The organism is Microvirga soli (assembly GCF_016734765.1).
In the GTDB taxonomy this organism is placed as follows: domain Bacteria; phylum Pseudomonadota; class Alphaproteobacteria; order Rhizobiales; family Beijerinckiaceae; genus Microvirga; species Microvirga soli.
The window spans coordinates 1-14,446 of the sequence record NZ_JAERQE010000026.1 but is presented as its reverse complement, the minus strand read 5'-3'; the positions used below and the strand labels follow the sequence as shown (position 1 = coordinate 14,446).

The window sequence follows — 14,446 nt, the reverse complement described above, 5'->3', positions numbered from 1 at the left end:
GAGAAGATAGCCTGGCCTCGCCGTGGATTCAGACAGCGAGCAGATCGAACTGTTCCGCGAGTGAAGGCTGAGGATTCCGGGCGTACTTTGCCTGTCCTTTGCGCATCATGTGGATCATCTCGATCCCGACCAGGATCACGCGAGCACTGTTCATCGCCTTGAACCCGAGCATCGGTCGAACCCGCCGCTTGATGGCACGATGATCCTGTTCGATCCGGTTATTGAGGTAAGCACTTTGCCGGATGCGGATCGGCTTGAGTTTTCGGCGTGACCTATCCTGAAGCCGGTCTGTAGTATCACAGGACAGGATTGCCTCGCGATTGGTCTGGCTACCATCGATGACGATCCGCTCCGGACGGCCATGCCGCTTCAGTGCTCGAGCCAGAAAGCGTTTGGCAGCAGTGAGGTTTCTCCGCTCGCTGAACCAGAACTCGACCGTGTCGCTGTTGCTGTCAATGGCGCGATACAAGTACGTCCATTTCCCGCGAACTTTGACGTACGTCTCGTCGAGGTGCCATTTGCCAGTGACAGCCCTCTTCCGCTGGTTGAAGCGCTCCAGCAATTCGGGCGTGTAACGAACAACCCAGCGATGCACGGTCGCGTGATCAACAGAGATGCCGCGTTCCGCCATCATCTCTTCCAGATTCCGGAGGCTGAGATTGTAAGCGAGATACCAGCGCACGCAGAGCAAAATCACCGATCGATCAAAATGCCTGCCCTTGAACACGCCGCCCTCCGTCCCTGAACCCGGGGAGCAGTAGCTGAAACTCTGAAACAAATTGTTGCGACAGATCCTCTGAGCGCGGTTCGTATCCGCTTATGCGGCGAGCCGCTCGAACTGCTCAACGAGCGACGGTTGCTGAGTGCAGGCGTATTTCGCCTGTCCTTTTCGCATCATGTGAACCATCTCATTGAAGTATGGATGTCGATGACGGGGCCTTGTTGGGAGTTGCAAGCGCTATCAACCTCACGCCCACCACCGATGTGGCGCATGGGCGACAACTGCTGGATTGCGAACTAACGCTAAGCCAAGTTCTCGCGCCGGAAGTGGGCGCCGCTGAATCAGGCGGCGTCGGCACGATGAACGGGACCGGAGGGTGTACCCTTAATTATCCCTCCTGTTGAGGCTAAAGTCATGTTGTTATAGATCCTTGGGGGCGACTCGTTATAGGTCCTTGGAGGCGCCTATGATGCTTGACCTTGCTTCGGCTTCTGAATTCGTACGGGCCGTTGAGCTTCCAGTCGCACGATCGTTGGACGCGCTGAGCGCCGAGGAGGCGCTGCAAGCTGGTAAGACGAACGCAACTGTCGTCGGCTCGGACGTGATCTCCTTCACTGCAGAGGTAAAGCCTGCGATGCGTCAGGCAATCATTGATTCTGCGTTGCTTGCGCAGCTTGCCGCAACGCGCAAGGTCGCCGACGAGACCAAGATCTACGACTGGTACGACGCATATTTCGACACGCTGAAGAACGTCGGTTGGCTGGTACAAGAGCACGGGTTCGCTGAGTTTACTGAGACGGCGAACGACATCGAAGCGCATCAGGTGGTTCTCGACATTGCCGCCGGCCTTCTAGGTCCCGGCAGCACGGCGCTGACGCTGGTCAGGACTGCGCTCGAGAGCCTAGTCCGCGCGCAGGAGAAAGAGCCGTTCTTCGTAATCTTCAACCGCGAGACCCGGCACGCCGAAAGCGCTCGCTTTCAAGTCTCGGTGGCCGAAAGCGACGCTACCGGCCACCTGATCACGCTCATGGCATTCGGGATGAAGGCAAGCTCAACGCTCACCCACGTGCTCTTCGTGAAGGTGCGCAGCAGCGAGGTCGAGATCAGGCACCAATCGGGTAAGGTGAGCATCAACGCCGAAGTGCTGCAAGCCGTGCATCCGCTGATCCAGAGCCGGATCCTCGCGCATCAGAAAGCTTTCATCGTCGATCTGCCGATCTGAGCGGCTGGCGAGCGCGCAGTTTGCGCTCCGCCCCAAAGTCAAGGCTGAGGAGGATGAGATGGAGGAGAGAGAGATCCTGATCGCGCGGCTGCGCGATGTCGCGCGGGAGCTCGCGGCGCTGGAGGCCGGCCTAGACGACGAGGCGAAGATCGCGCACCGCGACGCTGTGAAGGACGAATTTGAGGATCTTCTCGACCGCCTCAACCCGACCGAGGCGATCCCGCCGCCGCCGCCGAGTGACGCCCTCGCCCCAGAGGGCCTCGCCATCGTTGTGGGCCACACCGCCCGCAGTCAGGGGGCGCAGGCTCTGAGCCCACCCTTTCCCGCCGACAGCCGGACGACACCGCTCTCGGAGCGCAACGAGTACGCTTGGAACCGCGGTCTTGCCCTTATGATCAAGGAGCGTGCGGACCGCGCAGGAATCCGCTGCGAAATCTTCTTTCGCGACGGGGTCGGGATTGAGGGCGCCTACGCCGCCGTGAGCCGGTGGTCCCCGAAGGCGACTGTCGAACTGCATTTCAACGCCGCCAGCGGCAACTCCCGCGGCTCGCTTGTGCTCTACGGCAGCAACGAATCGAAGAGCTGGGCGCAAGCGCTGCAGAAGGAATTTGTGAGGCTCTACGACCGGCAGGGACGGAACGAGGACAGAGGTATCTTCATACCTAGTCCAGACAGCCCGTACAAGCGCGGCATCGCGAGCGTCACCCAGCTTCAACCGTCTGCGCTGATCGAGCCGTTCTTCGGTGACAACCGTCCCGATGCGACCCTCGGTATTGGGAAGAAGGACGGCTTAGCAGACGCGATCCTCGCCGCGTATGCAAGCTTCACGGGTGTCACCACGTCCGGACCGACGTCGGGAACCGGTACAGGCTCGACGGCGAGGCCGCGGCCCATCGTTCCGCAGGCTGACTCGTCGATCCCGGACGTGCCTCTACTGCGCGAGCTCATCGCTACCTACCGCGTGTTCACGCCGACGGTTCCATCGCTCGCCCCGACTGTGGTGGAGCGGCTGAAGAGCATCACTCTTGCGCAATGGATTGAAGAGACCGGCTGGGCCCGTTCTGAGCTCGCTGCCAAGCACTTCAACTTTGCCGGCATGAAGGCGAAGAGCGAGGTCGACGCCATCATCCGCGATGTACCTGCGAAGAAGGTTCGGTACCTCGCCCACGACGGACTCGACACATATCTCGAGTTCGGCAGCATTCGCGATTTCATTCAGGGCTACTTCATGTTCCTTGAGCGCTCGCCATACCGTGGCTGGCATGAGATGGCGAAGCGCTCGCCGCACGACTTCATCCGCTTCATCGGTCGCACGTGGGCGCAGCGCGAGGGCTACGCGAGCCGGGTAATCGGAATTGAGCGCCAGCTGCTCAATGCGGGGATCGTGCAGTCCGACGGAACCCTCGGCGATGGCTCGGTCGCCGGCATCGGGGATAGCACGGCCGTGCATGGCGCCGCCGGCGTCAGCTCCACGAAGGTGAAAGAGCAAGGCGCGACGGCGGACTTCCTCACCCTCGTCAACTCGGTCGCGGCTGAGACGGTGCTTGTCCCGCTTCTGCCGGTGATTGTCGCACAGTGTGCGTTGGAATCCGACTGGGGCCGCTCCGACCTTGCCAACATCCATGCCAACTTCGCTGGCATTCCCTGGTCCGACCTCTTCAACGAGGTGGCGGTGGCGGTGCCGCATCCTGTCGAGCCGGCTCGAGGTACGTTCTGTCGCTTCCTCTCCGCCGCGACGTTCCTGCGCGCGTACCGGCACCGGCTCGACAACGATCCCGCTTTCGCCGGATGGCGAATGGTCGGCAGCGCAGCGTCCTTCGCGACGTTTCTCAGCAAGACCTGGCGCCCGAGCGACCCTCAATACGAGCGCAAGCTCATGGACATCGTGGCCCGGATCTTGCCGAATGATGGCTCTTCCGGCAATACCAACGCGGGCGGCTTCACCGGCCAGCAGCCCAGCGATGGCACCGACGGCACTGCGGTCGTTGGTGTTGTCCTCCAGATCAGACGCCTTCGGGCGGAGAAGCGCCGCGGAAAGGGCGAGCGAACCGCGAGCATGTACCAGCTCTTCGTTGATGGCCGCCCGGTTGACGGTGTCGCCGGTATGGTCCTCGAACCGCGCGGTCCGGGTGACAACTCGCCTATTGGCGTCCAGCTGCACACCCGGATCAAGGAAGGCACCTACCCTCTCCTGACACATGCGGGTAGCCGCCATCTCGCGGGCGTGACCAAGTTCAAGACAATCGGCTTCACGACCAGCGCGGAGGCCGGCGCACCGCCGATGCCCGCGATCCGCGTGGGCAACACGAAGAGCCGAACTGGCATCCTCCTTCATCCCGGCGACGGCTATCTCTGGAGCATTGGCTGCCTTAACCCGACTCAACAGCTCACTGATGCGACCGGAAACATGAGCTACGCGGACAGCCGGGAACGTGTGATTGATATCGTAGAGGCGCTGCGCGGCGCACTCGCTAATCACTTCCCGAACGGCAACAATGAGACAATCCGCAACGCCACGCTCGAGGTGATCGGCGAACCGGGACCAGCCGGCATCGACGCGCTCGACAGCGGAACGCTGTCCGCCGAGACGTTCGCGCAGCAGCAACTCGCCGTCGCCGACGCGGCGCTCGCCGAAACGTCCGGAGACGCACTCGCCGCGCCGGATCTCGTCGCCGTTCACGAGGCGCTAGCCGCAAAGATGCTCGCGGCGGCGCTGCTCGGTCAGGCGGAGGACGGTGCAATTGACCGCATCGTCGGACAGGGCATCTCCCTTGCCGAGGTACGCGGCTCGACTGGCGAGACGCTATGGACACCTTGGGCGCTCGCGATCTCCGCGGCCAGCGTGCCGGGAGTGGTCGATCGGCTTTCGGCAGTGGCCTTACGCTTGCGCGATGCCGGGGTGCCTCTCGACGATGCGGTCGGCGCCCACAGCGCGCTAGTCACTGCTGCATCCGGCAACGATGTACGGGCGATCAAAGCGCTGCTTGGCGAGAGCGCATCGGTCGACTTCCGCGACCGTTCCGGGGTGACGCCGCTTCTCGCCGCCGCGTTCTTCGGCGCGCCGGAGGCGGTTGAGGTGCTCCTCGCGAACGGTGCCGATCCGCTCGCTATTGTCGGCTCGGCGGATGAGAAGACTGATCTCGCCGACAGTGAGCTTGCATCACCCGGCGACGACGGGATCGACTGCGCTACTGCCGGCGCAGCCCTCGTCGCGGACGATCCTGCCCGCTTAGACGACTACGAGCGAGTCACCGCGCTGCTCTGGAACGCGGTGAACCCCCGTTGACCCGAAGTAACAAGGAGTTGCCCGATGCGCTACCTCCTCGTCCCCAAGGTGGACGATCTCGGCGACTCGCTCGCGTCGGATACGACCTCCATGCAGCCGGCCGCTCGAGCGCGCCGGGTCGAGGCCTTGGTGCGGGCGCGCCAGGCGGTCGCCATCGGGGATAGACGCCTCGACGAGTTCGTTCTCCAGCAGCGAGCGTCTGAGGCGCCGTTTGCTCCGCGCGTCCGACCGCGCACTGCTCCCGCCGATGACGCGATGGGCGGCAACATCAACCGCGACGACGAGGAGGCGGTCGTCCCGCCCGGCATCTCCGTTCTCGCCACTCCCGCGCACGGAACCCCAGTAACGGGCATCACCGTGCTGGAGGCCGAGCCAGAGGCGAAGGACGCGCTCGGTGAGGCCTTCCCCGACCACGACGTGGTCGAGGATTTCGCGCTCGAGCTGATCGCCCCGCCGCTCAACGACGCGCTGGCAGAGAACGGAGGCGGTGGCGCGAGCTCCGTCACGGAGGCGGAGCTGTGGCACCTGCGGGACATCGGCCTCCTCGCCGCGCGTCGCCGCGGGTTCGGCCTCACCGGCGACGGCATCGTCATCGGCGTTCTCGACACCGGCGTCGCCGATGTTCCAGAACTCTCCGGCAGGATTCTTGAAAATCGTGTCTTCGACCCAACGAACCTCGACTACAAAATGGCGGATTTGGTCGCTGACACGGACTGGCACGGAACCCATGTCGCCGGCCTAATCGCAGGGCGCTCGGTCGGTGTTGCACCGGGCTCCAAGATCGTCAGCTTAACCATGATTCCGAACCGCGTCGGCTCGTTCAGCCACTACGTCTTTGCACTGGAGCACGCGCAAGCGCGGCCGGAAGTCCAGATCCTCAACATCTCGGCGGGGAAGTCCGGACAGCACCCGCAAATGCGGAACATGGCCAGGATCGCGCAGCGCCTCGACGTTCTTTGCGTCATGGCGATCGGCAACAGCGGGGTGAACACGAATTGTAGCCCAGGCAACTACCCAGAGGTGATCTCCGTTGGCGCGTCCGATTCCCGCGGCAGGGTCTGGACCAGCAGCAGCGGCGGCGCGATCACCTGGGACGGCATGCAACATTCGACGCCGACCCTGGTCGCGCCTGGCGTCGACGTCGTATCCTCGCTTCCCGACGGCAGTTACCGAGCCGAGAGCGGAACCTCCATGGCAACCCCGATTGTGACTGGCATTGCCGCGCTCCTGATTGAGAAGCACCCGGACATTACCGTGCGTCAGCTTCACGAGGAGATCCTGTCCGCCTGCGTCAGCCTCGATCTCGACGTTGGGCGGCAGGGTGCGGGGGTTTTACGGCTGCCCCCGTCGCTCCTCATCGGCCTGCCGCGGGAGGATGTCGTCGCCGGCGTTTCGCCCCCCCCGAGGCCAGCATGAGCGACGATCCGTTGGACAAGGCGGATGCGAGACTGCGCGACGTGCTTGTAGGCGCTGCGCCGGACGACGAGATAAGCGCCGTCATGGAGCTCACGCTATCCCCGTGGAGCCAGCAGCCGGCTCACTCGGTGGCACGCCGGCCACGACGGTTCTCCGCCGTGCCAGCCGCGAGAGAGCCATCGGCGAGATGCGAGAGCACACGCAGGCTCTTGTAGCGGAGCTGGTGCGGTTGGGTCTGTCGCCACAGAGCGGCCGTTACCTGCCCCTCGTTCTGGTGCAGGGTCCGGTAAACCGGATCCGTGACGCGCTTGCACTCAACGGCGTGGTCAGCGCCGTCCTCCCGCCGGTGACGTCCGGCGAACCCCACTCGGAGGAGGGCTCCGGATGACAGACAAGATCACCTACGAAGAGCTGCTGCGGCCCCCTTGCGTCTGCCTCAGCCCTTGGCTCAAGCTGCATGATCCGACTGGGCGAAGATGGAAGTTCTATGTTCGTTCTAACTTAGCGTGTGTGTGGATGGCTCCCGCGTTAGGTCTGGTCGGTATCGCTCCTGCAGCAGCTGTCGAGTGCACACGTGTGTCCGGCCTGTTCATGCAATCGTCTTGTGACTGCTGGCCTTGAAGGGTTTCGCCGGACCAAGCCCCCTATCGTTTAAGCGGGCTGTCGCGCCCGACACGCTAACCGGGTTCGGCTGGTCCTTGGCGATCGACCGTCTGCTACCTTCACGCACCTCCCGCGCCTCAACCTCGTGCGCCAGTCACCGAACAGGCATCAGATTGCCCGGGGTACCAGCTTGTCCTCGTACTCGCCACCACGCGTCATCACCGACCAGGCAATCCGCGTCATCTTATTGGCTAGGACCACCGCCACCACTTTCGGCGGCCGGCGCCGGAGCAGGCCTGCAATCCAGGGCGATGGACTGCTGCCCTCCCGCCTCAGATAGCGCAGCACTGACGTGGCGCCCAGGATCAGCAACTGGCGCAGGTACTTGTTGCCCTGCTTGCTGATCCGCCCCAACCGAGACTTGCCCCCGGACAAGTTCTGTTTCGGCACCAGCCCGAGCCAGGCCGCAAAGTGGCGTCCTGACCGGAAGGTATTTGGGTCTCGGATGCTTGAAGCCAGGGCAGAAGCAGTGACGAGCCCGATGCCCGGAATTGTCTCAAGCTGGTTGGAGAGATCATTGGTGTAGTGCCAGTGTGCCAACTGCTTATCAATCGTCCGCAGCCGCTCCTGAAGGTCAAACACGAGCCGGGCCAAGGTCTCCAGCACCACGCGGGCAAGATCAGGCAGCTCGAGAGGTTCGCTCCGAACCAGAGCTCCAACCATTTTTGTCACCTGAGAGACCCCAGCCCCGGTCGCAATCCCGAGTTCGGCCAAGTGGGCTCGGCTCGCGTGCAGGAGCATGGTGCGTTGTTTTACCAGGAGAGCCCGGGAGCGGTGCAGCATAGCCGCAGACTGCTGCTCGGGTGATTTTACCGGCACGAAGCGTACGGTTGGCCGGGTGACCGCCTCGCAGATGGCTTCCGCATCGGCGGCATCGTTCTTCTGGCGCTTTACATAGGGTTTCACATAGGCCGGTGGCATGAGCCGGACCTCATGGCCGAGGGCAGTGAGCTCGCGGGCCCAGTAGTGGGCGGTCGCGCAGGCTTCCATGCCGATCAGGCAGGGCGACAGGCCTGCAAAGAACTTCACAAGTTGGGGGCGCCGGACCTGCCGGCGAACAACAACCCGCCCCTCGGCGTCAACGGCATGGACCTGAAACACCGATTTGGCGAGGTCCAGGCCAACTGTTGTGATCTCTCCCATGGTCTCCGCTCCCTCTCGTCCACCTTAAACGGGCTCATCTTGGCACCGTCGGGAGCGGGAGCCATCCACCCCATCGTGTTTGGAAGCAGTTCTGGTTCCGATCCCAATGTGCTCAATGAAATCGTCCAGAGCCGACGCGACAACAAGGCCGCCAAACGCTTGCTGAAACGGCACTTGCGGAAGCAGGACTGTCCGACCCGGCGAATGATCACCAACAAGATCGGCTCCTGGCTGCCGCCCAGCGTCAGATCATGCCAGAAGTCGACCACAGCTCGCACAAAGGGCTCACTAATCGGACGGAGAATGCACCTCGGCCGTCTCGCCAGCGAGAATGGGTCATGCAGGGCTTTTGATCGTCAAGAGGCTTGCAGAGGTTGGTCGACGTGTTGTCTGCTGTGCGCAACCTTTTCGTTCCACCCCGCTCCTGCCGCTCTGTCAGTGCGACCTACCTTCACCGCCCCAACGCCATATCCGAGTGGAACGTCGCGGCGACTATTGCCTCGTGAAACCGTCATGCGGCCAAATTTGCCTTAATGCGCCCGAGGCTGATTAACGTGACAAGACCAAGAGAACACCACCATTCCTTTGATCTCGCCAGGCACTACTACAACAAAGCCGGACAGTAAGGGTCTTAGGTAGTAATTCGGATATCCAATTGACTCTCAATAGGTAACGTGACGTATTTCTGCGATAATAAGAAGATGCATTCCGCGTTACGCTAACCTCTGCTCAGAAGTTTGTTTTTGACGCTCCTCGCTCTCGCTAGCCCGCACTCGTCCGCTTGAATGGCCGTGTAACAGGGTTCCTAAAATGACTAGCATTGCCGTTGCAGACGCTCTCAGCTTTGTCAGCCGTGTCGAGCTGCCAAGCACTCCCGCGCTCGAAAGTCTTGAAGCACGCGCGGAATTCAACTTCGACGCCGCAAAAGCGCAAGCTGCCATCGTCGGATCTGATATTGTTTCATTTGTCCAAGGGGTGACAGAAGAACGACGTCGCGACATCGTCAACTCGGCATTGTTGGCTCAACTCGTTGCAAACAGGAACGTGCCCGACAAAGATAATGTCCTTGCATGGTATGAGGCCTATTTCGACACCCTGAGCAATATTGGTTGGGCTGCACAGACAAAGCAGTTTGTTGAGCATGTTGAGACAAGTGAAAACTTCAATGCTCATGAGGCAATTCTGGCTGTAGCGACAACCCTTCTCGGCCCAGGCACTGCGGCTCTCGAAGTGGTAGTGACCACGCTCAATGCTTTGTCCTCGATGGAGCGAAACAGCCCCTGGATCACCATCTTCAATCGAGAAAGCCAACATGCCCGCTCCGCACGTTTCCAGGTAACACTCGCCGAGCAGGACGAGCAGGGACAGTTCCTTGTCAGTTTAATGGCGTTCGCTCTCAAGGCCGATGCGAATTTGACCCAAATTTTGTTCTTCAAGTTCAGATCCAACGAGGTCCGAATTCAACACTCCTCAGGGAAACTCACGATCAACTCACCCGTGCTAACAGCTGTACGACAGCCAGTTGAGGAGAAGCTCACGAGTTTTGCGTCGCACTATGTGCGGAGCCTCCCCGATCTAGAATAGCACCGGGAGTCTATACAGTTGGCAGAGGAGCGGTACCATGAGCGACGTAGCGCAGCCTAATAAGTACATCTCGGCCGATCAGAATGTGCTGGAGCAGACGCGAGGCGAGCGCGAGGGATTGATATGGTTCAGCGAATAATTTTCTCAGCATCCGAACCTTCAAGGCCCGCAGCTTTCGATTCATCCATCAGCGACACCGATTCCCCAAAGGGCGTTCTATCCTATCGTGCTCCTCGAGGTGAAGAGTAAACAGACGTATACTCAAAAATACTGGAAACCAAATTAGGCATAGGGTGCGTCGGGCGTCACCATAGGGATAGGGCCGTTAGCCCAACTGTACCGTGAGACGATCGCCCTCATAATAGAATTCACTACCCTCATTTGGGCAGCCAGTTGGAAATGATGTGCTCGCGTATAATGGAAGTGTGTAGAACCAAGAACTACATTCATTGGTCCACGAGGAAACTTACACTATGCCGGACTTTCACACGGAAGAAGCAAAAGGTTTCCTTGGTAAAATCTTGACGCCTGACGGGCGTGAATCTGGAGGTCTGGAGTCACTCACACAAGACGCACCAGCCCTAGAAGACCTCGCACTGGAAGAGCTTGTTCCAGCCCGGTCACTTCCGCAGGAGCAGATTGATCTCGCAGAGCGCGCAGCGACAAAACTCTCACGCTCTGAGGAGATGGCTCCAGACGAACGATTTGCCCTGGAAGCGATCATCATTCCTGATAAGCGCCCCGCCATCGATATTATCAGAGGCGACTATCACGTTACCCATCATCTGTGGCTTCATTTCAACAAAGCTCCTATCAAAGAAAAACTTCGGCGCGCCATTCCATCGATTGGACGTATCGAGCTCCCACACCATCCAACCCTACCCTACGGCGGAACGGGTTTTGTGGTCGGTGACGGGCTATTGATGACCAACCGGCATGTGGCGCAAATCTTTGCCTCAGGGATTGGAATACGAGATCTAGTATTTCTCTCCGGCTATGAAGCTGGAATTGATTTCGTTCGCGAGAGGGACAGCACCGTAGCGCACTTTCTCGCAGTGAAAGAAGTCGCGATGGTTCACCCTTACTGGGACATGGCGCTTCTTCAGGTAGAGAGCTTAAGTTCCTCTAAGATTCCTTCACCTCTGACACTGTCACTCAAAGACCCTGTAGAGCTTTACGATCGCGACGTCGCCGTGATTGGGTATCCTGCCTTTGATCCGCGAAACGATGCTGCTATCCAGAACACCGTGTTCAACGGCATATACTACATCAAACGGTTGCAGCCAGGCAAAATAAGAGAAAGGCGCTCAGTCGAGAGCTTCCGAAATATGGTCTCTGCGGTAACCCATGACAGCTCGACCCTCGGAGGGAATTCTGGCTCAGCTGTCGTTGACTCGGTGACGGGCGAGATTCTAGGCCTTCATTTTGCTGGGGTTTACCTAGATGCGAACTTTGCTGTTCCCACCTTCGAGCTCGCGCGCGATAGCCGAGTCGTCGATGCAGGAGTCAATTTCCAGTCAAAGCCAAGGTCCGACCCTGGGGCTTGGGTCAAGTGGTGGAGCGAAGCTGATGTCGAGGGGGAGGCAACGAAGAAGTCGGAAGCGAAGAGCCCGCCAACCGCAAATCCATTGGCTGGACCCATAGTATCTGTTCAGGCTGCGGAGCCTGCGAAAATAACACTAGGACTTGGCGATAGCTCAACCTGGACCCTTCCGATTGAGATTTCCATTCGAGTTGGCGAAGCACGAGGTCTTTCGAGTGGTGAGACGCCTCAGAGTGCACCCTCGACCCAAACGGACACAGCGGCAGAACAATCTTCCCATGAACCACAGGGTCGAACCAGGCCTGTTCGAAATGCGCAGGCCCTGCGTGCTGGTCCCATGACGTTCCGCGATCACTTCGCATCATTGTTTCAGTCCGCTGTCGCCGATCTCGCGAGCAGAACGCCTGAGCCGTCGTCATCGATGGAGGCTAGTGGGCTTGAGAGCTTGCCGCTCCCGTACAATCCAGCTGACGCAGCGGACCTGATTTTGGCGGCCGAAAAGATTGCTCAGATCAGAACCAGCAATGCACCTAACGCCGGTCTAGGTCTAGAGCCGATGTCCTACGAGGAGATGCCCCTCCTGAACCAGGCGCAAGCATGTGCATCATTGGCCTGGCAGCTGATGCAAGCGAAGGTTCTTGGAGATACAGCCGGCGCTGCACAGCTAGAGGCACAGATCACCGGAGGCACCTGCGATCCAAGGTGGGCTCAAACCATCACTGAGTATGTGAAGTATTTCGGACCGAACGGATCGAGACGTGAGCCGCTCTACGTAAAACCAGATAAAGTGAAGCGCAATGTCATAGAGATAGAGGCGGGGTCGCGGATTGCTCTCATTGGCGATTGGGGGACGGGCGCACAACCAGCGAGGTGCGTCCTTGAACAAGCAAGAGATCAGCATCCTGACATCGTGGTGCATTTAGGCGACATCTACTACTCAGGCACGGAGAAGGAGTGTCAGGCGAATTTTCAGGATGTAGTCAATGAGGTGTTCGATCGCGCAAACAGCCACCTGCCAATCTATACGCTATGTGGCAACCACGACATGTACTGCGGCGGTGGCGGGTACTATGGCCTGCTTAAGAGCTTGAACAAAGGCGCGAAACGACAAGAAGCGAGTTTCTTCTGCCTACGAGCATCGGATGAGAGTTGGCAACTACTCGGGCTAGATACCGGGCGCAATGACTATAGCCCGTTCTCCGTCACAGACGCTGTCACTTTCGTTGAAGAAGTTGAAGAAGAGTGGCATCGCAACCGGATCCAAGAGTTCCCAGGCAAAACGATACTGCTGTCACATCATCAGCTGTTTTCCGCGTTTTCCCAAATTGGCGGACGTCAGTCTGACGGCACGCTATGTGCCTACAATCCTCGTCTTAAAGCGATGTATGAGCGCTTATTGACAACCGGTAGGTCTATCCCGGCGTGGTTCTGGGGCCATGAGCATAATCTATGCATCTACCGGCCGTATCTTGGTCTGCCGTTTGGTCGTTGCGTCGGCCATAGTGCGATACCAGTGTTTGCTAACGATGAGCCTTACAAACCACTTGGCGCAACTACTAGCCTACCAGAAATTTTTCCAGAAACGATGCTGTCTGTATCGGGAGATTTCTATACGCACGGGTTCGCTCTTCTGACACTTGAGTCCGAAGCTGTACAAGCCGAGTACTTCGAAGACCTGAATGGAGCGTTGAGGTGTCTATATTCAGAGCGGATTCATTAGCATCAAGGGGGAAGTTGCATGTCGTGCGAATAGATCCGGAACTCAAGGCAAATATTGCCATCGAGGAGCATCAGGGATCATTGTGATGAGCTTCCTAGTCAGATTTTCCGAGAGTCAGTATGCGGCTGATGCTCTTTCTACGGCCTGTTAGTACTTGAGCCAGTCGATTGCTGCGGCGAGGCAGAGCACGCCCATGAAGGATGAGGCGGTCTTCTCGTAGCGCGTTGCAACCGCTCGCCACTCTTTGAGTCTAGCCCAGAGCCGCTCGACGACATTGCGGTTGTTGTAGATCCAGTCTGGACAGGCGACCGGTGCCTCATTGGCCTTGGCCGGGATCGCCGGCCTCGCACCGATGCTCCAGATGTGCTCGCGGAAGCTGCGACTGGAATAACCGCGATCAGCCACCACCCAGGCGGGCACACCTAGCAGGCTGTCGAGCAGCGGAATGGCGTCAGGCAGCTCGTGCGCTTGGCCGGGCGCGATCCGGAACGTGATGGCGCGTCCGAGAGCGTCGGCGATCACGCAAGCCTTGGTCCCATAGCCGCCACGAGAGCGACCAAGTGCTTCACGAGTGTCTCGTTGAGCTTGAGAGCCCCCTTTCGGCGAGCCCCGGCGGCCTTCTGATGCGCGCACGCTGATGCCGTCTAGAAAGGTCATTCCGAGCTGGATGCCGCGCTCCTGCACCAGATGGAGCAGACGCCCCCAGACACCCAGGCGTGCACAGCGGATGAAGGTTTGAGCTGCCCGCCACCAGGGACCCAGTTCAGCCGGCACAGCGCGCCACTTGGCACCATTCTCATGGCGCCAGAGAATGGCATCCAGTGTCCGACGCAGATCCTGCGGCGGGGTCTTACCCTTAGGACGGCACTGTTCCACCAAAGGCTCCAGCATGGCCCATTGCGTGTCCGTCAGCATGGCTCCTCCTCAAACAGGACGAGCAAAACGCCTCCAGGTGCAAAGGGTTCAAGTCATAACAGGCCGTAGTATGGACACAAACGAATTTACTGCATCGAATGCTGTGCGCGAACCCGACGATGAACCCCAGTTACCTATCCCCCGCAGGAGAGATCTGGGTAGAGTCCGCGCTGGTGGTGGAAATTTGCTGACGCGCCGGGTGTTGGGATGAGGTGGTCATTGGGAGGACCGGC

General features: G+C 59.8%; 9 protein-coding genes and 1 pseudogene. 6 read left to right on the top strand and 4 right to left on the bottom strand.

Features of this window, described 5'->3' with window-relative positions:
• Window positions 1-28: 28 nt before the first annotated feature.
• Window positions 29-727, bottom strand: coding sequence for an IS6 family transposase (locus tag JKL45_RS19255; protein WP_201863202.1), 699 nt, complete (start codon window positions 725-727; stop codon window positions 29-31).
• A 90-nt stretch (window positions 728-817) separates the two neighbouring features.
• Window positions 818-910 (bottom strand): annotated as a pseudogene (locus JKL45_RS19250) (IS6 family transposase); the annotation flags it as partial.
• A gap of 343 nt (window positions 911-1,253) precedes the next feature.
• Between JKL45_RS19250 and JKL45_RS19245 the strand changes: the two are divergent.
• The 4 genes from JKL45_RS19245 (at window position 1,254) to JKL45_RS19230 (ending at window position 7,033) form a co-directional block, all read left to right on the top strand.
• The gene (locus tag JKL45_RS19245; RefSeq protein WP_201863201.1) at window positions 1,254-1,943 is read left to right on the top strand and encodes a hypothetical protein; all 690 of its coding nucleotides are present in this window, start codon (window positions 1,254-1,256) and stop codon (window positions 1,941-1,943) included.
• A 58-nt stretch (window positions 1,944-2,001) separates the two neighbouring features.
• Window positions 2,002-5,229: a glucosaminidase domain-containing protein gene (locus JKL45_RS19240; protein ID WP_201863200.1), complete on the top strand. Its 3,228-nt coding sequence runs from the start codon at window positions 2,002-2,004 to the stop codon at window positions 5,227-5,229.
• 24 nt (window positions 5,230-5,253) lie between these two features.
• Window positions 5,254-6,645, top strand: coding sequence for a S8 family peptidase (locus tag JKL45_RS19235; protein ID WP_190847588.1), 1,392 nt, complete (start codon window positions 5,254-5,256; stop codon window positions 6,643-6,645).
• 103 nt (window positions 6,646-6,748) lie between these two features.
• Complete coding sequence (locus JKL45_RS19230; RefSeq protein ID WP_190847589.1) at window positions 6,749-7,033, top strand: hypothetical protein; 285 nt, start codon at window positions 6,749-6,751, stop codon at window positions 7,031-7,033.
• A gap of 383 nt (window positions 7,034-7,416) precedes the next feature.
• On the opposite strand, the gene JKL45_RS19225 is transcribed toward JKL45_RS19230, so the two are convergent.
• Window positions 7,417-8,451, bottom strand: a complete 1,035-nt coding sequence (locus JKL45_RS19225) for an IS110 family RNA-guided transposase (protein ID WP_190847590.1) — start codon at window positions 8,449-8,451, stop codon at window positions 7,417-7,419.
• 810 nt (window positions 8,452-9,261) lie between these two features.
• On the opposite strand from JKL45_RS19225, the gene JKL45_RS19220 reads away from it, so the two are divergent.
• Entirely contained in the window at window positions 9,262-10,035 is a 774-nt protein-coding gene (locus tag JKL45_RS19220; RefSeq protein WP_190848665.1) for a hypothetical protein, read from the top strand.
• Between the two features lie 473 nt (window positions 10,036-10,508).
• A complete protein-coding gene (locus tag JKL45_RS19215) occupies window positions 10,509-13,298 on the top strand; it encodes a trypsin-like peptidase domain-containing protein (RefSeq protein ID WP_190848664.1) in 2,790 nt (929 codons plus the stop codon).
• A 147-nt stretch (window positions 13,299-13,445) separates the two neighbouring features.
• Here the strand turns inward: JKL45_RS19215 and JKL45_RS19210 are convergent, their stop codons facing one another.
• A complete protein-coding gene (locus JKL45_RS19210; protein ID WP_201863199.1) occupies window positions 13,446-14,213 on the bottom strand; it encodes an IS5 family transposase in 768 nt (255 codons plus the stop codon).
• Window positions 14,214-14,446: the final 233 nt, after the last annotated feature.

Bases quoted from the DNA above. Each gene is read 5' to 3' on its own strand.
- JKL45_RS19240 (WP_201863200.1), top strand. From the start codon at position 2,002: ATGGAGGAGAGAGAGATCCTGATCGCGCGGCTGCGCGATGTCGCGCGG.
- JKL45_RS19235 (WP_190847588.1), top strand. From the start codon at position 5,254: ATGCGCTACCTCCTCGTCCCCAAGGTGGACGATCTCGGCGACTCGCTC.
- JKL45_RS19225 (WP_190847590.1), bottom strand. From the start codon at position 8,451: ATGGGAGAGATCACAACAGTTGGCCTGGACCTCGCCAAATCGGTGTTT.
- JKL45_RS19220 (WP_190848665.1), top strand. From the start codon at position 9,262: ATGACTAGCATTGCCGTTGCAGACGCTCTCAGCTTTGTCAGCCGTGTC.
- JKL45_RS19215 (WP_190848664.1), top strand. From the start codon at position 10,509: ATGCCGGACTTTCACACGGAAGAAGCAAAAGGTTTCCTTGGTAAAATC.
- JKL45_RS19210 (WP_201863199.1), bottom strand. From the start codon at position 14,213: ATGCTGACGGACACGCAATGGGCCATGCTGGAGCCTTTGGTGGAACAG.